The 23531-nt window shown below is 73.9% G+C and carries 18 protein-coding genes; 4 read left to right on the top strand and 14 right to left on the bottom strand.

The features are described 5' to 3' along the window. Positions 1 to 44: 44 nt before the first annotated feature. The 6 genes from ygiD to ABZ793_RS24750 form a co-directional block, all read right to left on the bottom strand. Complete coding sequence (gene ygiD, locus ABZ793_RS24775; protein ID WP_357461436.1) at positions 45 to 914, bottom strand: 4,5-DOPA dioxygenase extradiol; 870 nt, start codon at positions 912 to 914, stop codon at positions 45 to 47. 150 nt (positions 915 to 1064) lie between these two features. After that, positions 1065 to 1283, bottom strand: coding sequence for a hypothetical protein (locus tag ABZ793_RS24770; protein ID WP_350708282.1), 219 nt, complete (start codon positions 1281 to 1283; stop codon positions 1065 to 1067). A gap of 121 nt (positions 1284 to 1404) precedes the next feature. After that, on the bottom strand, positions 1405 to 2007 hold the full coding sequence (locus tag ABZ793_RS24765; protein WP_357461432.1) for an MBL fold metallo-hydrolase: 603 nt from the start codon (positions 2005 to 2007) through the stop codon (positions 1405 to 1407). A 32-nt stretch (positions 2008 to 2039) separates the two neighbouring features. Beyond that, positions 2040 to 2417, bottom strand: a complete 378-nt coding sequence (locus ABZ793_RS24760; RefSeq protein WP_357461429.1) for a hypothetical protein — start codon at positions 2415 to 2417, stop codon at positions 2040 to 2042. Then, positions 2414 to 2977: a multicopper oxidase domain-containing protein gene (locus tag ABZ793_RS24755; RefSeq protein ID WP_357461425.1), complete on the bottom strand. Its 564-nt coding sequence runs from the start codon at positions 2975 to 2977 to the stop codon at positions 2414 to 2416. Before ABZ793_RS24755 ends, ABZ793_RS24760 begins: the two co-directional genes overlap by 4 nt. Positions 2978 to 3169: 192 nt before the next feature. Continuing rightward, positions 3170 to 5434 carry a hypothetical protein gene (locus tag ABZ793_RS24750; protein WP_357461422.1) on the bottom strand — a complete coding sequence of 755 codons (2265 nt, stop codon included), beginning with the start codon at positions 5432 to 5434 and terminating at the stop codon, positions 3170 to 3172. Between the two features lie 184 nt (positions 5435 to 5618). On the opposite strand from ABZ793_RS24750, the gene ABZ793_RS24745 reads away from it, so the two are divergent. Further along, entirely contained in the window at positions 5619 to 7541 is a 1923-nt protein-coding gene (locus ABZ793_RS24745; RefSeq protein WP_357461419.1) for a hypothetical protein, read from the top strand. Positions 7542 to 7606: 65 nt separating this feature from the next. On the opposite strand, the gene ABZ793_RS24740 is transcribed toward ABZ793_RS24745, so the two are convergent. Then, the gene (locus ABZ793_RS24740) at positions 7607 to 9643 is read right to left on the bottom strand and encodes a hypothetical protein (RefSeq protein WP_357461416.1); all 2037 of its coding nucleotides are present in this window, start codon (positions 9641 to 9643) and stop codon (positions 7607 to 7609) included. 357 nt (positions 9644 to 10000) lie between these two features. On the opposite strand from ABZ793_RS24740, the gene ABZ793_RS24735 reads away from it, so the two are divergent. Both ABZ793_RS24735 and ABZ793_RS24730 read left to right on the top strand, forming a co-directional pair. Further along, positions 10001 to 11572, top strand: a complete 1572-nt coding sequence (locus ABZ793_RS24735) for an LLM class flavin-dependent oxidoreductase (RefSeq protein ID WP_357461413.1) — start codon at positions 10001 to 10003, stop codon at positions 11570 to 11572. A gap of 81 nt (positions 11573 to 11653) precedes the next feature. Further along, on the top strand, positions 11654 to 12082 hold the full coding sequence (locus ABZ793_RS24730; protein WP_357461409.1) for an archease: 429 nt from the start codon (positions 11654 to 11656) through the stop codon (positions 12080 to 12082). Between the two features lie 8 nt (positions 12083 to 12090). On the opposite strand, the gene ABZ793_RS24725 is transcribed toward ABZ793_RS24730, so the two are convergent. The 7 genes from ABZ793_RS24725 to ABZ793_RS24695 all read right to left on the bottom strand — a co-directional run bounded on the left by ABZ793_RS24725 (position 12091) and on the right by ABZ793_RS24695 (position 21299). Next, positions 12091 to 13509, bottom strand: a complete 1419-nt coding sequence (locus ABZ793_RS24725) for an RtcB family protein (RefSeq protein ID WP_357461406.1) — start codon at positions 13507 to 13509, stop codon at positions 12091 to 12093. A gap of 28 nt (positions 13510 to 13537) precedes the next feature. Next, positions 13538 to 14164, bottom strand: coding sequence for a GNAT family N-acetyltransferase (locus tag ABZ793_RS24720; RefSeq protein ID WP_357461536.1), 627 nt, complete (start codon positions 14162 to 14164; stop codon positions 13538 to 13540). A gap of 95 nt (positions 14165 to 14259) precedes the next feature. Next, positions 14260 to 15129 carry a sugar ABC transporter permease gene (locus tag ABZ793_RS24715; protein ID WP_357461533.1) on the bottom strand — a complete coding sequence of 290 codons (870 nt, stop codon included), beginning with the start codon at positions 15127 to 15129 and terminating at the stop codon, positions 14260 to 14262. A gap of 113 nt (positions 15130 to 15242) precedes the next feature. Next, positions 15243 to 16280, bottom strand: a complete 1038-nt coding sequence (locus ABZ793_RS24710; protein ID WP_357461404.1) for an ABC transporter ATP-binding protein — start codon at positions 16278 to 16280, stop codon at positions 15243 to 15245. Continuing rightward, a complete protein-coding gene (locus tag ABZ793_RS24705; protein WP_357461402.1) occupies positions 16277 to 17599 on the bottom strand; it encodes a sugar ABC transporter substrate-binding protein in 1323 nt (440 codons plus the stop codon). Before ABZ793_RS24705 ends, ABZ793_RS24710 begins: the two co-directional genes overlap by 4 nt. A gap of 26 nt (positions 17600 to 17625) precedes the next feature. After that, positions 17626 to 18480: a carbohydrate ABC transporter permease gene (locus tag ABZ793_RS24700; RefSeq protein WP_357461399.1), complete on the bottom strand. Its 855-nt coding sequence runs from the start codon at positions 18478 to 18480 to the stop codon at positions 17626 to 17628. Positions 18481 to 18506: 26 nt separating this feature from the next. Next, positions 18507 to 21299 (bottom strand): exo-alpha-sialidase, encoded by a 2793-nt coding sequence (locus ABZ793_RS24695; RefSeq protein ID WP_357461397.1) that lies wholly within the window; start codon positions 21297 to 21299, stop codon positions 18507 to 18509. Between the two features lie 443 nt (positions 21300 to 21742). Between ABZ793_RS24695 and ABZ793_RS24690 the strand changes: the two genes are divergently transcribed. Then, positions 21743 to 23422: a serine hydrolase gene (locus ABZ793_RS24690; protein ID WP_357461394.1), complete on the top strand. Its 1680-nt coding sequence runs from the start codon at positions 21743 to 21745 to the stop codon at positions 23420 to 23422. Positions 23423 to 23531: the final 109 nt, after the last annotated feature.

Below are 23531 nucleotides of genomic sequence, written 5' to 3'. Positions count from 1 at the left end.
ACCCGACCGGCTCGCCGGCGGCTTCGAGTGCTGGGGCCGGGTGGTCAGATGTTCGAGGAGTCGGGCGGCACGCCGGCCGGGAGCAGCGGCGCTCCGGCTGCCGGCCCCGGCCCCTGGCAGGCCAGCCCGACGGTGTACGCGGTCATCGACAGCGATCCGTACGCGTACCCGTCCACCAGCACCTCCGAGCCGTTGCCGGCGGCCCCGGCCAGGCCGGCCAGGTAGAGCAGCGGAATGAAGTGGTCCGGCGCCGGCACGGCCAGGCCGAAGTCGCGGTGGGCGTCGAGCGTGGGCGCCTCGGTCGGCTCGCCGAGCATGACCTCCCTCGCCGCCTCGTCGAACCGGTGCGCCCAGTCGAAGCCCTCGTCGACCATTCGCGGATCCACCCCGCCGAGGTTGTGCACCACGTTGCCGCTGGCCACGACGAGCACGCCACGCTCGCGCAGCGGCGCCAACCTCGCGCCCAGGTCCAGGTGGTAGTCCAGATCCTTGAACGCGTTGATGCTCAACTGGACGACGGGGATGTCGGCGTCGGGAAAGGCGTGGGTGAGCACCGACCAGGTGCCGTGGTCGATGCCCCAGGAGTCGACGTCCGCGCCGACCCAGGTGGGGTGGACGACGTCGCTGATCTCCTCGGCCAGCTCCGGCAGTCCCGGCGCCGGGTAGCGGACGTCGAACAGCTCCTGCGGGAAGCCGTAGAAGTCGTGGATCGTCTTCGGTCGGGGCATCGCCGTGACGGCGGTGGCGCCGATGTACCAGTGGGCCGACACCACCAGGATCGCGCGGGGTCGCGGCACCGACCGGCCGAAGGCGCGCCACGCGGACGTGTACCGGTTCAGCTCCAGGGCGTTCATCGGGCTGCCGTGCCCGAAGAACGCCGCCGGCATCACCGTGGGGACCGTCTGGCTGCTCATGCTGCTCCCCCGACCTCGACGACGACCCGAGCGTAACCAGGCGCCGGCGGGGGTGGGCAGGTCAACGCCCACCATGACCCGGTGGCGTCACAACGGGTCGACCCTCGCCGACGTCGACCCCGGCCCGGTGCGCCGGCCGGGTCTGCGCCGTCAGGCGGACACCTCACGCCAGGCGGGATGGTTGCCCCGCCAGGCGCCGGCGAGGATGACCGCCGATGCCCGGCCCGGGCATTCCTGCACCCGGGACCGGCCGGAGGCTCCGCCGATCTGCACCTGCACGTCCCAGCGCTGCCCGTCCGTGCGGATGTACACGTCGCGGCGACCGCGCTGGGACGTGTCGCCGTTCCACCAGTGCTCTTCGATCCTCACCTGGCGACCGTATAGCAATCGGCCGTTGGGCGGCACAGGGGCACCGGGGCGACTCGGCCGACCACCGGCCAGGGCGCCCGTTCCCGGGTCGAGGACGGCAGGCGGGCGAGGAGACGGCCGCTCAGGCGGACTCCCCCGGCGCCAGGTGGCGGTAGCCGGGCACGGTCTCGGCGAACCAGCCGTTGACGCTGGCCAGCCCCCGGTCGTTGAGCTGGGCGTCGTGGATCGGGAACACCCGCTCCGCCCCGGCGGCCCGGGCGAAGTCGATCGCCTCGGTCAGCTTCAGCCAGGACGCCTGCGCGGGGACGAGCAGGGTCCGGACGGGCCGGTCCGGCGGGTGCAGGGAGTCGCCCGGGTGGTAGACGTCGTCGCCGACGAGGTAGCCCAGGTTGGCGCAGTCGGGCTGACCGCCGTGGATGGCGGCGTGCCGGCCGCCGAGCGCGGTCACGGTGAGGCCGGCGGCGGTGAACCGCTGCCCGGCGCCCACCCGGGTCACGGGCAGCGGGACCGGGCCGGGCAGCGCCGCGCCCTCCGGCGCGAAGACCGGCACGCCGAGGCCGGCCAGCCGGAGCACGTCGACGTGGTCGGTGTGCTCGTGGGTGACCAGCACGGCGTCCGCGCCGGCCAGGGCGCGCGGCTCGCTCCACGTGCCCGGGTCGATGACCAGCACGCCGCCGTCGTGCTCCAGCCGGACGCAGGCGTGGGTGAACTTGGTGATCCGCACCCGCCCGACCGTACGCCGCCGGCCCGCGACCGTCAGCCCTCCCGGCCCTCTCCGACGATCCGGTCGAACTCGGCGGGGCCGATCTCGCCCTCGCGCAGCCGCCGGGCGTTCGCGGCGAACCGGCCGATCGCCCGGCCCCTCGCCGCCGTGGCCGCGTCCGGCACGCCGTCCGGGTCGAGGCCGGCGCACTCGTCGGCCACCTGCCGGGGGTCGTCGGGATCCGGGGACTCACCGTGCAGCCGCCGCAGCGCCGCGCGCAGGTGCGCGTCGGCGGCCTCGCTCGTGCCCCAGGCGCGCGCCAGCTCGACCGTGCGCCCCAGGGTGTCCTCGCCGACCTTCTCCTCGCGCAGGGTGGCCCGCATCATCCGGAGGAACCGTACGGTGGTGGCGTCCGCGTCGTCCATGATCATGCCGGCATGGTAACGAGCGGGTGCGACAGACTCAGTCGTGCCCGGCGTGGGTGCCGGGCCGGGGTGGGGTGCCGGCGCGCTGGCCCGGTTCCACCACCACGAACTGGCCCATCATGCCCGCGTCCTGGTAGAGCATGGCTCGCACCGCGTCCGCTATTCCTCCCCTCCTGAAGGACGGGGCATCCTGGCGGTGATCCGGTGAAGCGCAGGACCAGCCGGACGGGCCGCTGCGGCGCGAGGAAGATTGCGTCCTTCCAGCCGCCCAGCGCGGGCGGCGGGGCCTGACCGCCGACCGACAGCACCTGGAACTGCACGTCGTGCACGTGGAAGTTGTGCGGGGTGCCGTCCTGGTTGACCACCTCCCAGACCTCGGTGGCGTCCTTCGTGGCGACGAAGTCGATCCGGTCCATCTTCATCGAGCGGCCGTTGATGCTGCGGCCGGTGAGGGTGAACCGCCGGGTCTCGCCGGCGGACGCCGGGTCCAGCCGGTCGACCGGGACCAGCGTGTCGGGCACCGACGGCGATGCCGCGAGGGTGCCGGCGGCGCGCAGTTGCAGCACTCGAAGCGGTCCGTGCCCCGGCGAACCGGTCAGCCAGCGCGCCGGCGCCGGGGTCGGGCGGGGTGCTGCGCAGGGTCACCCGCTCCCCCGAGCGGACGTCCACCACGATCTCGGCGCGCTCGGCGGGGCCCGGACGGCGTACACCGTCCGGGTCCTCGCCCACGGCGCCCGCAGGAAACGCCGCGCGACCGCCTAGCGGCCGACGGAGGAGGCGGCGGCGGCCGCCACGATGGCGTCCTGTTCGGCGTCGTCCAGCACGCCGGATCCCACGAGCCCGTCGGTGACCGAGGCGACGTGCGCGACGAACGCGCCGTGGTTGCCCCAGTCGGCCTCGTCGCGGATCAGGTCGTTGACCGTGCACCCGCCGTCGGCGTACCGGTTCGGCACGGCGGTCGCGCCGCCCGCGTACACCTGACGGCGCAGGTCGGAGCGCGGGCAGGCGTCCGCCTCTGGCACGTACCGCAGCAGGTGCGAGCCGTACTGGACCGCCCGGTTGGACGCCTTGACCCCGTTGCGGAACCACAGGTTGCCCTGGCCGTCCTGGGTCAGCCGGTAGGTCTCCGCGTCCCGGATCACCCGCACCGCCTTCGACAGCGGGTCGATCTTCAGCAGGTAGCCGTCGAGCGAGGCGTAGACGTGCTCGTCGGCGGCGCTGACGACCAGTTCGTCGGCCACCCCGGAGTAGCCGCCGGGCACGTCGACGCGGTGCGTCACCGCGCCGGTCGCCGGGTCGAGCACGAACACCTCGCCGTCGGCGAGTCCCCAGATCATGCCGTCCGGCCCGGCGACGACCGAGGTGATCGCGTCCGCGCCCGGCACCGGGGTGTACTCGGCCGTCTTCTCGCCGGTCACCAGGTCGGCGGTGAACAGCTTCGCCTCGGTGGCACGCGGGACGGTGCCCCCGCCGCCGCTGACCGTCGTGCCGGCCCAGAGCCGGTCGCCGACCACGGCCAGGCTGATCACGCCCTGGTCGGCGACGATGCCCCGGCGGGTGGTGCGGGCGCCGGTCGCGGTGTCGTACACGGTCAGCGCGCCGCCCCAGAGGCCGTAGTCGGGCGTGCTGCCGACGTAGACCCGGCTGCCGGCCGAGGCGAAGGCGATCGGGCGGTTCTGGCCCTCGGGTTGCAGCCGGAACAGCTCGCGCGGATTGGTGCCGAGGCGGTACGGCTGGGTCGGGTCGTAGACGAGCACCCCGCCGTACGGGTAGACGCCCTGGTACATCTTCCCGTCGCGCCAGCCGAAGCCGTCGGCCTGCCCGAGCCGGCCCACGTTCGTCGCGGCGCCGGTGGCCGGGTCGAGCACGGCGAGGTTGCCGTTGATGTAGAGGTTCGTCCAGATCCGGCCGTCCGGGCCGGCGGTGATGTTGTTGATGTCCAGCGCCTGTGGCGGGAACGGCAGCCGGTACCGCTCGCTGGCGCCGGTCGCCGGGTCGTACCGCAGCGCCTGCCCGGCGTAGTTGCCGACGACGGCGTAGAGCTGGCCGTCGAGGAAGCCGAAGCCGATGCCCGCCCCGTCGCTGCGCACCGGCGCGCCCGCGGCATCGCGCACCGGCCCGGCGGTGTCGGTCGGCAGATCGTAGCGCCAGAGGTCGGTGCCGGAGGTGAAGTAGACCGACCGGCCGTCGGGGGCGAGCGGCGAGGTGCCCCGGGAGCCCATGGTGAAGCCGTCGGCCAGGACGGCGCCGGTGTCCGGGTCGAGCACGAGCGCCTGGAGCTTGCTGCGCTTGACGAAGAGCTTCCCGCCGACCAGGTTGATGTCGTACGGGTGGTTCGGGTCGCCGCGCAGCGCCTCCGGCCAGATGTCCCGCTTCTCGCCCGTGGTCAGGTCGAGGCGGATCAGGTGGCCGCCCGTGCCGACCGCCGCCCACAGCACGTTCCGCGCGGCGTCGACCGCCACGTCGATCACGTACTGCTCGCCGGGGTGCATCCGGCCGTGGTCGCGGAACCCCTCGCCGGGAGCGTAGGAGAAGACGTGCGCCCCGGGGTAGGTGCCGCCGTAGACCCGGCCGTCGGCGCCGGGGCGCAGGCCGTAGAGGACGGTCTGCCCGGGCACAGGTGCGCCGAGGTCGACGGTGGCCCGGGTGTCCGGGTCGTACGAGTAGAGGTGGGCGTTGGGGTAGCTGCCCGCGTAGACGGTGCCGTCGCCGGTCTGGGTGATGCCCCAGGCGCCGGAGGAGTCGGGCAGGTAGGCGGTGTCGAGCAGCTCCCGGGTCACCGGGTCGGCCACGCTGAGCACCCCGGGCGAGCCCATCTGGACCCCGTAGACGACGGGCCGGCCGGCGGCGCCGGTGCCGTAGTGGCCCTCGAAGACGGTGAGGGCGGTCTGCTGGACCCCGAAGTCGGTGACCCCGCCGGGCGCGGGGGCGGCCGGCGCGGCCGTGGCGGGGGCGGCGGGCAGCAGGGCGGCGGCGAGCGCCAGGACGACGGCGGGCACAAGGGGACGACGTAACGGCGACACGACGCGACCTCCACGTTCGACGATGCCGGCACCCTATTACGGTGGCGTCCGGAACTCTAGAGGCACCGATGAATGCCTGCGCCGACCCGGCGCGGAGTCCGCGCCGGGGGCTCGACACGGCGCGATCCGCGTGGTGGGCTGTGACGGTTAGAGCCCGGACCGAAATCTGAAGACTCTGGAGGTCGTGTTGCGACGTACCGCGCTCACCGCGGCCCTGCTGCTGGCCGCCGCCACCCTGGCGGTCCCGGCGGGGCCCGCCCACGCCGAGGCGCCCCCGCCCGGCACCGTCACCGACCTCGGGCCCGCCTCCGAGGTCACCTCGGTCAACGGCTCCGAGCTGATCGACGGGACGATCTACACCGCGACCGGCGGCGTGAACCCGGTCGTGGTGGGCGGCTACGACCTGGCCGCGCAGACGGTCGACCAGCGCTACGAGCTGCCGACCGGCGGCGGCGCCTGGGCCACCACGTCGGTCGGCACCGACCTGTACGTCGGCACCTACGAGCCGGGCGACCTGTACCGGGTGGACACCACCGGCACCGGGGTCACCAAGGTCGCCGACGTCTCCCCCGACCGGTACATCTGGGCCCTGGACACCGCGCCCGACGGCGTCGTCTACGGCGGCACCTACCCCGGCGGGCGGGTCTTCTCCTACGACCCCGCCACCGGCGCCACCCGCGACTACGGCGTCGCGGTGCCCGGCGAGCAGTACGTGCGCAGCATCGCCGTCGACGCGACGACCATCTACGCCGGCGTCGGGGCGCACGCCCACCTGATCGCGATCGACCGGGCCACCGGCGCGAAGCGGGAACTCCTGCCGCCCGAGTTCGCCGACCGCACCTTCGTCGGCACCCTCGCCCTGGAGAACGGCCTCCTCGCCGCGGCCCTCTCCCCCACCGGCACCATGCTGCTGATCGACACCGCGAACCCGTCGAGGTACGAGGTGGTGCAGACGCCGGACAGCTTCATCACCGCCATCGCCGTCGACCCGGCGCGCAACGACGTCTACCTCGGCACCCGCCCCTCGGGCACGCTGCGCAAGTACGACCGGGACACCGGGCAGCTCAGCACCCTCGCCGTGCCCTACGACGGCGCCTCCTTCGGCCGGATCTTCGTCACCGGCGACCAGTTGCGCGGCGTCGTCACCAACACGGTGGTCACCTACGACCTGAACACCGGCGAGCTGACCGGCGTCGACCTCACCCAGGCCGGCATGCCGCCGGCGCCGGAACTGGCCATGGCGATCGCCACCGACGGCCCCCGGGTGTACGTCTCCGGCAAGGCCGGCGTGCAGGTGCACGACCTGGCGGCGGGCACCTCCACCCGGCGGTTCCTGCCCGGCGAGGCCAAGGCCATGACGCCCGTCGCGGGCGAGATCTGGATGTCGGTCTACACGCTGGCGTACCTGTTCCGGATGGCGCCCGACGGCGACCCGCGCCGGGTCGCCGCGATCGGCGCGGAACAGACCCGGCCGCTCGACGCCACCTGGTCCCCCGCCGACGGACTGCTGGTCGTCGGCACCGAACCGGACTACGGCCGGTACGGCGGCGCGGTCAGCCTCTACGATCCCCGCACCGGGGCCCTGGACGTGCACCGCGACGTCGTCGCCGACCAGTCGATCCGGTCGGTGGCGGTGAAGCACGGCACCGCCTTCCTCGGCAGCAGCGTCAACGGCGGCTTCGGCACCACCCCGCGCGCCACCGAGGCCCGGCTAGCCGGCTTCGACCTCGCCAGCCGGACGAAGACCTGGGAGATCACCCCGGTCCCCGGCGCGAAGCAGATCGTCGACCTCGTGGCCACCGGCGACCGCGTCATCGGCCTCACCGAGACCGGCGTGCTCTTCGCCGTCGACCGGCGCACCCGCCAGGTCGTGTCGACCGCCGCCGTCGCCCCGGGTCAGAGCACCCTGGTGCAGGTCGGCGCGACGATCTACGGCACCAACGGCAGGGACGTGTGGCAGCTCGACCCGGCGACGATGACGGTCACCCCGTTCGTCACCGGCCTGAACGCGCAGTGGTACGGCGGCGGGGCGCTGCTCACCGCCGCCCCGGACGGCTCGGCGCTCTACGCGCTGCGCGGCCGCAACCTGGTCCGCATCCAGCTCTAGGCACCGGCACGACGGCAGGCGGGCCGGCGATCGGAGGAGATCGCCGGCCCGCCGGCCGCGTCGGGTCAGCCCGTCACGGTGATCCGGTGCAGGTGCTCGCCCGCGCCGACGAAGAGCCGCCCGTCCGGGTGCACGGCGAGGAACTCCGTCGGCTGGTCCAGCAGTTGCCGCGTCGCGCCGGCGCCGAGGTCCACCTGGACCAGCAGCCGCCCGCCGACCAGCGCGTACAGCAGGTGGCGGGGGGCGTCGTAGCCCAGCCGGCCGCGGCTGTCGGACACGCCCGGGGCGAGGGTGATCCGCCGCACCACCGCCCGGGCGGCCAGGTCGACGGCGAACAACTGCCCGCCGGCCAGCCCCCAGAGCAGGCCGGAGCGGTCCACCGCCAGCGCCGGGACGGCCCGCGCGCCCGGCACCGGGACGAACTGGAACGCCTCGCTGTCGGTGGCGACGTCCCAGCCGAAGAGCCGCGCCTCGGTCTGGGTGGGCCGGGGCACGCTGTATCCGCCGTCGACGGAGGTGCCGCCCACGATCAGGCCGTTGACGTGGGTGAGGCTGACGATCGACTGGTCGGTCACCACCGGCCGGTGCACGCGCGCCGCGCCGGTGGCCTTGTCCACGACGGCGAGCGCCCCGCCGAGGGTGGTGTTGGGCATGGTGCCGTAGGCGACGCTGTCCCCGGCGTCGGTCAGCGCCCGCGCCCGCACCTGGTCGGCGGCCTTCAGGTCGAGCAGCTTGACCGGGTTGTCCGCGCTGCCCGGCAGACCCGGCGAGTACTCGGGGCTGCTCCACGGCTTCGCCGGGTCGTACCGGTAGAGCCGTGAGTCCGGGTACGCCCCCAGCCAGACCTGCCCGCCGGTCTCCAGGACGCTCTCCACCTGGGCGAAGCGCTGGAACGTCGACACCCCGGTGTCGGGGTCGACGCGGGCGAGGCCGCCGTTGAGGTAGCCGCCGACCCAGACCGCGCCGGAGGCGCCGACGTGCAGCGCGGCGATCGGGATGGGCTCGCCGGGCACGTCCGTCTGCACCACGTCGGCGCGGCCGGTGACCGGGTTCCAGCGGAACATGTCGCCCCGCCAGAGCAGCCCGACGAGCGTGCGGCCCGGCCAGTCCGGGTCGGCGAGGGTGACCCAGCCGATGCCCCGGTTGTTGACCACCCGACCCGGGAAGGCCAGCGGCGTGTCGGTGAAGCTCCCGGTGCCCGGGTGGTAGCCGGTGAGCCGGCCGGCGCGGGTGAGGTAAACCAGGCCGCCGGGGCCGGGCGCGGAGACGTCCAGCCCGGCGACGCCGTCGATCAGGTCGGTCCACCGCCGGGCGGCGATGTCGTACACGCCGAGCCGGCCGTTGATGGCGGAGCCGAACCGGGCGTAGACCCGCCCGTCGTGGGCGTTCAGGTCGTACACCGTCTGGCCGGTGCCCGCGCCGAGCCCATCGGGCAGGGGCAGCTCCCGGATCTCGCCGCTGACCTTGTCGATCTCGAAGAGGTGGGCGTCCGGCTGGGTGCCGGCGTAGACCTTGTCGGCGGTGACGGCGAGGCTGCGGACGTACTGCGCGCCGGGGAGGACCTGGCCGTAGTCCCGGGTCGCCCCGGTGGCGGGGTCGTGGGCGAAGACCCGGGCGCCGGGGAAGGTGCCGCCGTACACGACGCCCGCGTCGTCCACGGCGATCCGCCAGATGTACGTCTCGGAGGGCAGCGGCCGGCCGAGGTTCTCGACGGGACTGTCCGGGCCGGGCCGGCGGCGGTACAGGTCGCCGGTGCTGTACGCGCCGACGTAGACGGTGCCGTCGGGCGCGGCGGCCACCGCGTACGAGCCGGGTGCGCCGGTGAGCTCCTGGTCGGAGACCGTCCGGCCGGTCGCCGGGTCGATGGCGGCGAGCCGGGCCGGCTCGCCGGAGACGGCGGACCAGAGCACCGGCCTGCCGTCCGGGCCGGGCGCGACGGTCCCGCCGATGAGCAGGACGTCGCGCAGCGGGATGCCGAAGGGATCGACGGTCACCCCGGCGGCAGGCGCGGCCGACGCGGGCGGCGCGGGCCAGGCGGCGGGGACGGCCGGCGCCACCGCGAGGGCGGCGGCGTAGCGGATCAACGTGCGGCGGTTCGTCATGAGCGCCAGCTCCTCTTCCCGCGACCGCCGGAGGCACCGGCGGTCGAGCCGTAACGGTCGGATCCGGAATTGCAGCGGGAGCACCCGGGCGATCTGACTCCTGCCCCGGACTCCGGGACCGACCCGTCGCGCGACGAGCACACGGCTCGGGGAGGGCACATAACGGTCCGGTCCGTAAGGACCCTAGGGGGCCTATCTACCGGCGTCAACGCCCCGCCGCGGGGCATCCCCTCCGCCGGGCCACCGGGCCCCGCCCCGTCCCTCGGGATCGTCGGTCGGGGGCGGCCGACGTCCGTGCCCGGCATACCATCTGCCGTGCGGCTCGGCGCAGCCGCGGGACAGGGGGAAGAGGCCGACATGGGCGACTACGGGCACCCGTTGACCTTCGGGTCGTTCCTGACGCCCGGCAACGCCGACCCGGGCCGGGTGGTGGGCCTCGCCGTGCTGGCCGAGCAGGTCGGGTTCGACCTGGTCACCTTCCAGGACCACCCGTACCAGCCGGCGTTCCTGGACACCTGGACGCTGATGAGCTTCGTGGCGGCCCGGACCAGCAGCGTCCGGCTGGCCGCGAACGTGACGAACCTGCCGCTGCGCCCGCCGGCCGTCCTGGCCCGCAGCGTGGCGAGCCTCGACCTGCTCTCCGACGGCCGGGTCGAGCTGGGCCTGGGCGCCGGTGCGTTCTGGGAGGCCATCGAGGCGATGGGCGGGCGTCGGCTCTCCCCCGGGCAGGGCGTACGGGCCCTGGAGGAGGCGATCGAGGTCATCCGCCAGGTCTGGGACGTCGACGTGCGCGGCGGCGTCCGCGTCGACGGCGAGTTTCACCGGGTGGTCGGCGCGAAGCGGGGCCCCGCGCCCGCCCACGACGTGGGCATCTGGCTCGGCGCGTACAAGCCGCGCATGCTGGCCCTGACCGGGCGCCGGGCCGACGGGTGGCTGCCGTCGCTGGGCTACCTCCAGCCCGGCGACCTCGCCCGGGGCAACGCCGCCATCGACGAGGCGGCCCGGGAGGCGGGCCGGTCCCCCGGCGACGTCCGCCGGCTGCTCAACGTGACCGGCCGCTTCACCCCGGTCGGCCGCGGCCTGTTGCAGGGCCCGCCCGAGCAGTGGGCGGAGGAACTCGCCGACCTCGCGCTCGGCGACGGGATCAGCACCTTCATCCTGGGCAGCGACGACCCCGAGGACCTGCGGCGCTTCGCCGCCGAGGTCGCCCCCGCCGTACGCGACCTCGTGGCCGCCGAGCGCACCGCCGCCACCGCCTCCGACGCGCCGGAACCGGTGCCGGTGACTGCCCCGACGGAGCCTCCGGTCGAACGCCCGCCCGCCGGGGCGAAAGCCTTCGCGGTCGTGCCGACGCCCGACGACGGCGTCCGCCGCAGCGCGATCCGGGTCTGGGACGAGAGCACCCGGCCGACTGGCCCCGCGCCGGACCCCACACGCACCTACACCCCGCACGACCAGGCCAGCGCCCAGCACCTCGTCGACGTGCACGACGGGCTGCGGGCCGAACTCGCCCGCCTCCACGACCTCGTCGAGCAGGTGGGCGCCGGGCTGCTCGACGCGGGCACGGCCCGCTCGCACATCAACACCATGACGATCCGGCAGAACAAGTGGACGCTGGGCACCTACTGCGAGTCGTACTGCCGGGTGGTCACCACCCACCACACCCTCGAGGACCAGAGGATGTTCCCGCACCTGCGCGCCGGCGACCCCCGCCTCGCGCCGGTCATCGACCGGCTGGAGCAGGAGCACCACGCCATCCACGACGTCCTGGAGCGGGTCGACCGCGCCCTCGTCGCGTTCGTCTCCGTCTCCGACGGGATGGCCGAGCTCCGCGCGGCCGTCGACCTGCTCAGCGACACGCTGCTGTCCCACCTCGCCTACGAGGAACGCGAGCTCGTCGAGCCCATCGCCCGCCTCGGCCTGCGCTGAGCCGCCCCGGCCCGCGCTGAGCCCACCCCGGCCTGCGTCGACCGGCCCGCGCGCGGCGGCCCGGTGACGGATGATCGGGGCATGGAGCGACGACCCGAGCGCGGACACCGCTGCGTGCCGCACACCGCCGACGTCCGCATCGAGGCGTGGGCGCCGAGCCGGGAGGAGTGCGTGGCCGAGGCGGTCGCCGCGATGGTCGGGACGTTCGTCGACCCCGCCGGGGCACCACCGGGTGGCGAGCGGGAGTTCCGTGCGCCGGCCGGCGACGACGAGGACCTGCTGGTGGCCGTACTCGACGAGGTGATCTTCCGGATGGAGACGGAGGGCGAGCTGCCGCTGCACACCGAGGTGGCCGACGACGGCGCCGGCGGCCTGACGGTGCGCTGGCGCACGACAGGCACCGACGCCGTCGAGCTGGTCGGGGCAGTGCCGAAGGCCGTGTCCCTGCACGAGCTGCGCTTCGGCCGCGACGGCGGGGTCTGGTCCTGCGCGGTAACCCTCGACGTGTAGCCGCCGGCTCAGCCCTTCACCACGCCGAGCGGCACCAGCCGGGCCACCTTCCGGCACAGCCCGGCGCCCTCGGCCGCCGCCACCACCGCCGAGATGTCCTTGTACGCGGCGGGCATCTCCTCGGCCAGGCCGCGCCGGGACGCGCCGCGCACCGCGATGTCCTGCGCCTCCAACTGGCCGCGCGGATCCAGCCCGCGCTCGGCCTTCACGGCCTGCTTGCGGCTCTGCACCCGCCCGGCCCCGTGGCAGGTGGAGGCGAACGCGGGCGCCCCCGGCACGCCGGTGAGCACGTACGAGCCGGTGCCCATCGAACCGGGGATCAGCACCGGCTGGCCGACGTCGCGCAGGTCGTCGGGCAGGTCGGCGTGGCCCGGGGGCAGCGCGCGGGTGGCGCCCTTGCGGTGCACGCAGAGCGCGCGCCGTTCGCCGTCGACGTCGTGGTCCTCGATCTTGGCGAGGTTGTGCGAGATGTCGTAGACCAGGTCCAGCCGGCTGCCGGTCACCCGGGCGAAGACCTTCCGGGCGGCGTCGGCCAGCAGTTGCCGGTTCGCCCGGGCGTAGTTGGCGGCGGCGGCCATCGCGCCCAGGTAGGCGCGGCCCTCGTGGGAGGAGACCGGGGCGCAGGCGAGCTGCCGGTCCGGCACGTGGATGTTGTACCGGGCCATCACCTTCTCCATCGCGCGGACGTAGTCGGTACAGATCTGGTGGCCCAGCCCCCGCGACCCGCAGTGGATCATCACACAGACCTGGCCGGGGCGCAGCCCGAAGGCGGTGGCGGTGGTGTCGTCGTACACCTCCTCGACAGCCTGCACCTCCAGGAAGTGGTTGCCGGAGCCGAGGCTGCCGACCTGTCGCGCGCCGCGCTCGATCGCCCGCTCGCTGACCTCGGCCGGGTTGGCGTCGCCGACGGCGCCGTAGTCCTCGCAGCGGTGCAGGTCCCGCTCGACGCCGAAGCCGCGCTCGACCGCGTACCGGGAGCCGCCGCGCAGCACCGCGTCGAGTTCCTGACGCGAGGACAGGTGCCACACCGCGCCCTTGCCCATCCCGCGCGGGGTGGCCTCGCCCAGCCCGTCCATCAACGCGTCGAGCCGGGGCCGCAGCCCGTCGCGGTCGAGGTCGGCGGCGAGCAGCCGGACCCCGCAGGAGATGTCGAAGCCCACCCCGCCGGGCGAGACCACGCCGCCGTGCGCGACGTCGGTGGCGGCCACGCCACCGATCGGGAACCCGTAGCCCCAGTGCACGTCGGGCATGGCGTACGAGGCGTCGACGATGCCGGGCAGCGTGGCGACGTTCGCGACCTGCTCCAGCGACTTGTCCGCCCCGGCGTCGGGCAGCAACGACCGGGACGCGAAGACCACTCCCGGCACCCGCATCGGGTCGTGCCGGTCGATCCGGAAGCGGTACGGCGACTCCTCGACCAGCTCCATTCCCGGCGGCTACCCGGACAAGCGGCCCTTACACCCGCGTTTCGGTGTCGGCCCGCCCGGCCGGTCGGCGCATCGCCCACACGTGGGGACCGCCGTCGGGCACCTGGGCCTGGCCGGTGACCGCGAAACCGAGCCGCTGGTAGAACCGCACGTTCGGCTCCGACGACGTCTCCAGCACCGCCGGCAGGCCGGCACGGTCCGCCTCCGCCAGGCCGGGCCGCAGCACCCGGGCGCCCAGCCCCCGACCCTGGTCGGCGCGGCGCACGCCGACGGTGGCGAGCAGGAGTGCCGGCTCGGCCGACCGCAGCGAGGCACAGGCCGCGTCGGCGGCGCGCAGCGCCGCGTGCCGGTCGCCGGCCAGCTCGGCGTTGCGCGCCGCGACGCCGGCCCAGACCTCGTCCGGCACCGGCCGGTCCGGGCGCAGCCAGACTGCCACCGCCGCGGGCCGGCCGGCGGGGTCCACCGCCGCCCAGACGTCGCCGTAGGGCAGCCCGACCGCGTCGACGGTGCCGGCGAACATCGCCTCCAGCCGCTCCCGGTGCCGGTCGGCCGCCACCGTCCAGGCCATCCAGGGGTACCCGTCGAAGGCGTCGGCGAGCACGGCGGCCGCCTCGGCGGTCGACTCCGGCCCGATCGGGCGTACCTCGAACTCCATGCCGACCTCCTCGCGCACCGCCATTCGGTCGGCGCAGTGCGCGATCATGTCACGCTGTCCGGGGCCGGCGCCCGGGAATTTCGCGCGCCGGGTTCTCAGAGGCGGTAGAACGCGCGGTAGCGGCGGATGAGCCGCCACTGCACCAGCACCGCCGCCACGGTCAGCAGGATCATCACCAGGGTCGCGGCGGCCGCGTAGCCGTAGCGCAGGTACTCGAAGCCGGTGCGGTAGACGAACAGCGACAGGTAGGTGGTGGCGTACGGGGGCGGGCCGCCGTCGGTGACCACGAACGCCGGCACGAACGTGAAGTGCAGGCTCTGGATGGCGTCGCGCACCGCCAGCAGCCCGAGCACCGGCGCCATCAGCGGCAGGGTGACCCGGCGGAACACGTCCCAGCCGGTGGCGTCCTCGATCGCGGCCATCTCGTAGACGTCGCGGGGCAGCGCGCGGCGGGCGGCCAGCAGCACCACGAACGTCTCCCCCATGGTGAACAGGCTCATCAGGATGATCGCGGCCCGGGCGTCGGTCGGGTCGGTGAGCCACTGCGGCGGGGTGCGGCCCAGCGCGGTCAGGCCGTTCTCCCCGCCGGTGCGCAGCAGCTGGTTGATCGGGCCGTAGAGCGGGTTGAGCAGCCACAGCCAGAGCAGCCCGTAGGCGATCTCGGGCACCGCTGTCGGCAGCACCGCCGCCGTGCGGGCGGGACCGACCCCGAGGGCCCGGCGGTGCAGCAGCAGCGCCAGGCCGAGCGCGAAGAGCATCCGCAGCGGAACGGCCACCAGAGCGAAGACCAGCGAGTTGGTCAGCGACACCCGGAACACCGGGTCGTCGACCAGCGCGGTGAGGTTGTCCAGTCCCACCCAGCGTGGCGGGCGCAGCAGGTCGTACTCGGTGAAGGCCAGCGCCAGGGTGACCGCGGCGGGCAGCAGCACCAGCCCGACCAGGCCCAGCAGGTACGGCGCCAGCATCAGCGCCAACTGCCGGCGGGAGCGGCGGTCCGTCGTCGTCACGGGGTGTACCGGCGGCCGGAGTCGGCGTGGAAGACGTGCACGTCGGCCCAGCGCACCCCGACGCGTAGTCGTCACGGGGTGTACCGGCGGCCGGAGTCGGCGTGGAAGACGTGCACGTCGGCCCAGCGCACCCCGACGCGTACCGCCGCGCCGCGCTCGGGCCGGCGGGCCGCGGGCACCCGGGCGACGACCCGGTGCCCGCCGGCGAGGGTCAGGTACGCGTACGCGTCCTCGCCGACCACCTCGACCCGGTCGACGGTGGCGTCCGTGCCGTCGGCGGCGTCGAGGGTGACCGCCTCGGGCCGGAAGCCGATCTCCAGCTCGTCGGCGGCCCGGACGGGCGCGGTGCCCGACGGCACGAGCGCCCCCGCGGCCGGGAGCAGGTTCATCGCCGGGGAGCCGACGAAGCGGGCGACGAAGCTGCTGGCCGGGGTGCGCCAGATCTCGTCGGGCGTGCCGACCTGCTCGATCCGGCCGGCGCGCAGCACGGCGATCCGGTCGGCGAGCACCAGGGCCTCGGTCTGGTCGTGGGTGACGTGGACCATGGTGGCGCCCAGCCGGTCGTGCAGGGCGCGCAGCTCGGCGCGCATCTCCACCCGCAGCGCCAGGTCGAGGTTGGACAGCGGCTCGTCGAGCAGGAACACGTCCGGCTCCCGCACCAGGGCGCGGGCCAACGCCACCCGCTGCCGCTCCCCGCCGGAGAGCTGCCCGGGCCGCCGGTCCAGCAGGGCGGCGCAGCCGACGGTCTCGGCGGCGGCGCGGGCCCGGTCCCGGGCGACGGCGCGGGGGGTGTCGCGCACCTCGAGGCCGAAGGCGATGTTCTCGGCGACGGTCAGGTGCGGGAAGAGGGCGTACGACTGGAACACCATCGACACGTTGCGCCGGCCGGGACGGTCGGCGGTGACGTCCCGGCCGGCGATGCGGACCCGGCCGGCGGTGACCGGTTCCAGGCCGGCGACCACCCGCAGCACGGTCGACTTGCCGGCCCCCGACGGGCCGAGCACCACCAGCAGTTCTCCCCGGGCGACGGTCAGGTCCACCTCGTGCAGCACCGTCGAGCCGCGGTAGGCGGCGGAGACGCCCGCCAGGGCGAGGCCGGGGTCGCTCACCCGTGCTCGCCGCGGGCGAACAGGGGGCGGGTCTGCTGGTCGAGGTCGCGGATCACGTCGTCGAGCCGGTCGCCCCGGTGCATGGCGTTCTCCAGGATGCCGTACGTCACGTCCTCGATCTCCGGCCAGGTGGAGACGGTGGGCAGCGCCCGGACGGTGGGGATGGCGTCGAGGAAGACCTTCGCGCTGCGCGGCGGCTGGGCCGGGCCGAGGAACGCCGGCGACTGCGACACCCCGATGTGGGACGGGACGGTGCGGCCGGTGGCGGCGATGATGCGCTGGCCCTCCTCGGCGATGGCGAACTCCAGGAACCGCCACGCGGCGTCCTTGCGCTTCGCGCCCCGGGTCATGCAGTACGCGTCCGAGTGCAGCACTCCGACCTGTTCGGTGTACACGGGCAGCGGGGCGACGTCCCACTCGAAGCCGGTGATGGAGCGGAACGTGGTGGTGGAGCGGCGGGAGCTCATCAGCATGGCGAGCCGCCCGTTGGCGAACCGCGACTCGTCGTCCTCGGCTTCGACCTCCTCGTCGGTGGGCACCACCCCGTACGCCAGCCGCAGGTCGACCAGGTTCTTCAGCGCCTCCCGGGCGGGCGGGGTGTCCAGGGTCAGGCGGGTCGGCCTCGCCGGGTCGTCGACGAGCTGGCCGCCGTTGGACCAGACGAACGGGGCGAGCCGGATGATGGACGGCTCGACGCCGAGGCCGTGCACGGCGGGGCGCAGCGCCGCGCCCTCGCTCTCGGTGGCCTTGACGACCACGCCACGGGAGTCGCGGGTCATCGCGGACGCGGTGGTGAGCAGGTCGTTCCACGTCCAGCCGGCCTTCGGCTCGGGCACGCCGTACTTCGCGAAGAGGGTGCGGTTGTAGTAGACGGCGAGGCTGGAGACGTTCTGCGGCAGGCAGAGCTGCCGGTCCCTCCACCGGAACGCGTTCCACGCCACCGGGTAGTAGTCGGCCGGGTCGACGGCCTGCGAGGCGGCGAGCCGGTCGTCGAGGGGCTCGATGACGTCCTTGGCGGCGAACTGGCCGTAGAAGCGGTAGTTCATCAGGAACAGGTCCGGCGGGGCGCCGCCGGCCACCGAGGTGGCGAGCCGGGCCAGCAGGTCCTTGCGGTCGCTGGCCTCGACGAGCTGCACGTCGGCGCCGGGACGCGCCTTCTCGTACGCCTCGACGAGGCTGCGGTAGGCGGCGAGTTCCTCCGGCGCGCCGAAGACCAGCAGCCGCACCGGGCCGTCGTCGGACGACCCGGAGCCGGAACCGCAACCGGTGGCGGCCAGCACGGCGGCGAGCAGCAGGGCGAGCAGCGCCTTCGGTCTCATCGTCGGTTCTCTCTCCGGTCGCATCGTCAGTCTCGTCCCGTCGGGTCGTCGTGGTGGAGGAAGCGCCGCTGGGCGAGCACGAAGACGGCCAGGGCCGGCACCGTGGCCAGCACCGCGCCGGCCAGGAACACCGGGAAGTTCGTCGGGTCCAGCACCGACAGGGAGCGCAGTGCCAGCGGCAGGGTGAACAGGTCGCGGTCGTAGACGTAGACCAGCGGGTCGAGGAAGTTCGACCAGGTGAGCACGAAGGTGAGCGCGGTGAGGCCGGCGGTGACCGGGCGGACCAGCGGGAGGGCGACCCGCCACCAGGTGCGCATCGGCGAGAGGTCCTCCACCAGGCAGGCGTCGTAGAGGTCCGCCGGCAGCGCCCGGAAGGCCAGGTAGTAGACCAGGACGTAGAGCGGCGAGGTGCCCAGCAACGCCGGGGCGATCAACGGCACCAGGGTATCGGTCAGGCCGAGCATCCGGAAGATCGCGAAGCGGGGCACCAGCAGCGCCGTGGCCGGCACCATCAGCGCCACCAGGGAGGCCGCCACGACGACGCCGGTGGTGCGCGGGGCGAGCCGGGCCAGCGCGAAGCCGGCCAGCGCGGCGACGAGCACGCTCAGCGGCACCGCGACGACCGCGACCAGGACCGAGTTGAGCGAGGCCCGCAGCAGCCCGCCCCACTCGACGGCCTGCTGGAAGCCGACGGTGGAGACCGGCTCCGGCACCAGCCGCGGCGTGGGCGGCGGGGGCAGGCCGGGCTCGGTGAGCGAGCCGGAGACCAGCAGCAGCAGCGGCGGGACGAAGACGAGCAGGACGAACGCCGCGCCGAGGGTGCGCCAGGCCCGGCCGGCCGCCTCGGGCAGCGGTGAGGGGCCGCTCGCGCGGCCCCTCACCCGGTCGTTGCCGATGGTCGACTTCCTCAGAGCGCGAGCTGCCAGGCGCCCAGGCCGTGCGAGGCGGCGTAGAGCACCCGCTTGCCGGGCACGACGGTCAGCCCGGCGACCTCGACGTTCGGCATGCCACGGGCCGCCTTCACCCAGGTCGTGCTGCCCCTGGCCAGCCGCAGGACACCGAAGTCGGTGGCCGCGTAGAGGTCGCCGGTGACGTCGTCGCGGACCAGGTCGGTGATCGGCTGGTCGCCGAAGTCGTACGACCGGTCGGCCCAGGTCGCGCCGGCGCCGGCCAGCTTCACCTCGAACGCGTGGCCGAGGGTGGCCGGGGTGTTCGAGTTGAACCCGCTGTAGGAGACCCATGCCCGGGCCGGGTCGGCCGGGTCGACGTGGATGCTGGTGACGAAGCGGTTGGGCGTGGCGGCGGTGTCGATCCGCGTCCAGGTGACCGCGGAGGCCGGCTCGGCATCGACGTTGCGGGACACGAACACCCGCCCGGTGCTGGTGGCCGCGTACGCGGTGGACGAGTCGGTGGCGACCCGCTCGACCACCGAGACGGCGCCGCCGGCCCGGTCGCCCCACGCGGCGTCGGTCAGGTTGACCGTGCCCAGCGGCGCGAAGTCGCCGCACTGCGCCTCGAAGGTGCCGGTCCAGGTGTTGCAGATCCGGTCGGCCTCCGCCAGGCTCCGGTCGCCCAGGCCGAACGTCTTGGTCCGGTAGACAGTGCGGGACGTACCGGCGAAGATCGTGCCGCTGACCTTCGGGTCGCTGACCACCGGGGCGTAGAACAGGGTGCCCGGGTGCCCGAAGATCGGGTCGGAGATCGAGATCCAGCTGCCCACGTCGCCGTTGTTGAAGTTCACCTCGGGCGAGGCGTCGTAGAAGGTGTGGAAGCGGAACTCCGGCTTGCCGACGTCGAAGCCGGACGCGCCGCCGTCACCGATCATCGTGTTGACCCAGCGGTTGCGCTGGCCCTTGTTCTCCCAGGTGCCGTTGTCCTGGGTGCCGCCCTGCAGCAGCGTGTGGTCGTGCGGGCTCGCCGACAGGCTGATGAACTGCAGCGTGTTCATGCCCTTGTTGATGCCGTCCAGCTTCGACGGGATCCGCGACAGCATCTGCTTGCAGCGGGCCTTCTGGGCGTCCGTGACGAGGTTGCGGTCCGGGTTGTCGCACCACGCCGACCGGTCCACGAACTGGCCGCTGGAGCGCATCACGCCGCCGTCGTTGGCCTCGAAGAACTGGTACGGGTTGCGCGGGTTGGTGACCAGCGCGTGCTGGTCGGGGTGCAGGCCGTTGGGGTGCAGCTCGTCGGTACCGTCGTAGGTCATGTCGGTGCCGCTGACCCCGGCGTCGGTGGACAGGACCACCGCCCGCTTGTGGGCGACCGTCTCGCCGTAGACGTAGGAGCCGCCGGTGTAGACGATGTCCGGATGCCCGGCCGGGGTGTGCACGAAGACGTCGTACCAGCACTGGCCGGTGCACTGGTTGTAGGTCGCGAAGCCCGGGTCGGCCGGGTTGGCGCTGGTCAGGTCGGTGAACGCGGGGGCACCGCCGGCCACGTCGTCGCTGCGGAACAGCCGCGAGTACGGGTTGCCGAGGTTGCCCTCGTAGACGTACATCCGGGTCTTGCCGTTCGGCAGGGCGGTCACGTCGATCGCGGCCCGGGTCTGGAAGACGGCCGGGTTCAGCGACGGCTTGATCTGCGTCCAGGTGGCGCCGGCGTCCGCCGAGCGCCACACGCCCCGGGCGTACGAGGAGGCGTAGACGACGTTCGCGTCGCGCGGGTCGAGCTTGACGTAGCGCACCCCGCGCGGCGAGCAGGCGGTGGTGTTGGCGTACTCCGCGGCGCTGCCGGTGCACTGGGTGGCGTCGGCCGAGCCGTTGTGGATGAACCTCCAGCTCGCGCCGCCGTCGGTGGACTTGTAGAGGCCCCACTTCTCGGCGTCGGGCACCGGCCGCGTGACGCCGGTGCAGCAGGAGCCGGACATGCCCCGCAGCGCCGTGGTGGTGGCGACGTAGAGGGTCCTCGGGTCGCCGGGCTTGATCGTGATCTCGCCGATCCCCTTGCCGGCCAAGGCGTCCTTGCCCAGCGGGCCCTTCCAGGTGACCCCGCCGTTGGTGGACTTGTAGAGGCCGACGCCGGCGACGCAGCCGGAGGCGCAGGTGTTCGCCTCGCCCGTGCCGACGTAGATGGTCAGGCCGGTCCTGTCGTTCCGGTCGATCTTGACCGAGCCGGCGGCGTTGATGCCGAGCGGCCCGCCCAGGTAGAACCACTTCGGCTCGGGCGCGAGGACGTTCAGGGTGCCCCAGACGCCGCCGCCGGCCGGCGTGACGTACGCCCGGCAGAGCAGGGCGTTGCAGTCCGGCGCGATGTCGATCGAGGTGACCCGGCCGCCCGCGACGTACGCGTTCGGCACGTAGTTGCCGGCGTTGCGGAACTCGGTGAACGGGTAGAGGGCCTCGCTCGGGCCGACGTTGACCCAGCCCCGGCTGCCGCCGGCGCGCCGCTCCGCGGCCGAGTACGCCGCCTTCGACCGGTCCATCTGGGCGATGCTGATCGTGTTGGCCGGGTACGCGCGCTCCAGGAACTCCTGCTGCGCGGCGTTGCCCGGGCCGTCCGGCGACATGCCGTCGTTGCCCGGCACGGCCTGGCGCAGCCGTTCCATGTGGGCGCCGAGCGCGCCGGGCATCTCCCCGTCGCCGGACGCGGCGGCGGGAGCCGGCACCTGGGCGCCGGCGAAATGGATTCCAACGAGACCGGTCGATGCCACCAGGGCACCGACCGCCAGTCCCACGAGCAGGTGGCGACGTCTGCGCTTCACGAGGGTCCCTCCGGCGGATAGGGGCCGCCGCACGGTCCTCCGGATTGGCGACCGTCGCTGGCAGCGTCCACGGTGGAGAATGGCAGAGCGCATCGACGTGGGCAATCCCCCGCATGGGCCGGGATCAACGTATGGCTGCATCCGCATGGAACGGGTAGTGCGGCACCATGCCAGCGCGTTACGAGAACTACCCGAAAATCGCCGTCGTCACCGGCGCCGACTCCGGCATCGGCAAGGCCTGCCTCGCCCACCGCCGCGTACGTCACCGGCGCGTCCTGGCCCGTCGACGGCGGCATGTTGCTGATGGGACCGCAGGCCAACGCGCTCACCTCCCACGACTGGCGGTCGGTGCGAAAGTGACGTGACGGCCGTCGACCGGACTGTCCAATCTCGAATCCTCTTGTAGGGTCTCCCCAGCTAGATCAACTACACGGGGAGATGTCGTGCGGACAGTCAGCAGGAGGACGTTCGGAAAGCTCGTCGGCGCTGCCGGCGCCGGTGCCGCCGGTGCCGGCACGCTGCTCCACGGGCCGGCGAGGGCGGCGGACGGGTGGGTCGCCACCGGCACCGCGGTTGCCGGGCTGAGCAGCTTCGACGACGCCATGAAGTCGTTCATGCAGGCGCGCGGTGTCAGCGCCGGGCAGCTCGCGGTGGCGTACAACGGCCGGCTCGTGCTGGCCCGGGGCTACGGCAACAACTCGGCGGAGACGATCCAGCCGACGTCACTGTTCCGCATCGCGAGCCTCAGCAAGTCGCTCACCGCGGCGGCGGTGCTCCGGCTGGCGCAGGACGGCCTGGTCGGCCTCGACGACCCGGTGACCTCGGTGCTGGACTTCATCCCGCCGACCGGGCAGTCCGTCGACCCGAGGCTGCCGCAGGTCACCCTGCGGCGGCTGCTGCAGCACCTCGGCGGCTGGGACCGGGACCTCACCTTCGATCCCCTGCACGGCCGGGACCACGTCATCGCGCAGGCGCTGGGCGTGCCGCTGGAGCTGCGCAAGGAGGACGTCCTGCGCTACATGGCCGGCCAGCCGCTGCAACACAACCCGGGCAGCACCGTGGCGTACAGCAACTACGGCTACTTCCTCGCCGGCCGCGTCGTCGAGAAGGTCACCGGCCTGTCCTACGAGGCGTACGTCAAGCAGAAGCTCCTCGCGCCGTTGGGCATCGCTCGGATGGCGCACGGGAAGGCCCTGACGCGGCTCGCCGGCGAGGTCAGCTACCGGTCGCAGTACACCGGGCGCACCGTGCTGGACGACTCGGGCACCATCGTGCCGGCCCCGTACGGCACCTTCAGCATGAGCCTGCGCGACGCCAACGGCGGGTGGGTCGCCTCGGCGGTGGACATGGTCCGCTGGGCCACCATGCTCGACGGGGCCGGTGGCGTGCTCGACGGCGCCTCGCTGGCCAAGGTCACCGCGGTGCCTTCGACCGGCGTGAACGGCAACGGCTGGTACTACGGCCTCGGCTGGGCCGTGCGCCCCTTCGCCACCAGCGGCGGGACGAAGTACAACATCTGGCACACCGGCAGCCTGGCCGGCACCTACACCCTGCTGGTCAAAAGCTACCAGGGCATGAGCTGGGCGGCGCTGTTCAACCAGCGCGACGATCCCTCCGGCCTCAACTACGGCGACATCGACGGCGCGCTGTGGGCCGCCTCCCGCCAGGTGACCAGCTGGCCGACGCACAACCTCTGGTCGACGCACTTCAGCCCGTGGAGCACGGTGGTGGACAACACCACGGCCGGGCGCTTCACCGCCAGCAGCAACTGGGCCGTCTCGTCCAGCCTCACCGGCCGGTACGGCACCAGCTACCGTCGGGCCGTCCCGGTCGCCGCCAGCGACGTCGCCTGGTACAAGGTCGACGTCCCCGAGACCGGCACCTACCGGGTCGACGTCTGGTACCCGGCGTCCACCGGCAACAGCGCCGCCACCCCCTACATCGTGGCCACCTCGACGGGCAACAAGACGGTGCACGTCGACCAGCGGAGCAACGGCGGGAAGTGGTCCTCGCTGGGCACCTTCACCCTCGCCCGGGGCGACGGCAACAAGGTGGGTGTGAGCCGGTGGACCTCGGGCACCGGCTACGTGGTCGCGGACGCCGTACGCGTCACCCGGGTCTGAGCGTTTCGTGGCGGGGCGGGCGGGGCCCGACGCGCGCTCTGCGCTGGTGGCCCGGCCCGCCGGGCGGGCCACCAGCGCCGCGCGGGACAATGGGAGGTCCGCCCGCGTC

This window comes from Micromonospora sp. NPDC047465 (assembly GCF_040643125.1).
Classification (GTDB): domain Bacteria; phylum Actinomycetota; class Actinomycetes; order Mycobacteriales; family Micromonosporaceae; genus Micromonospora.
This window is presented reverse-complemented; position numbering and strand designations above follow the sequence as displayed.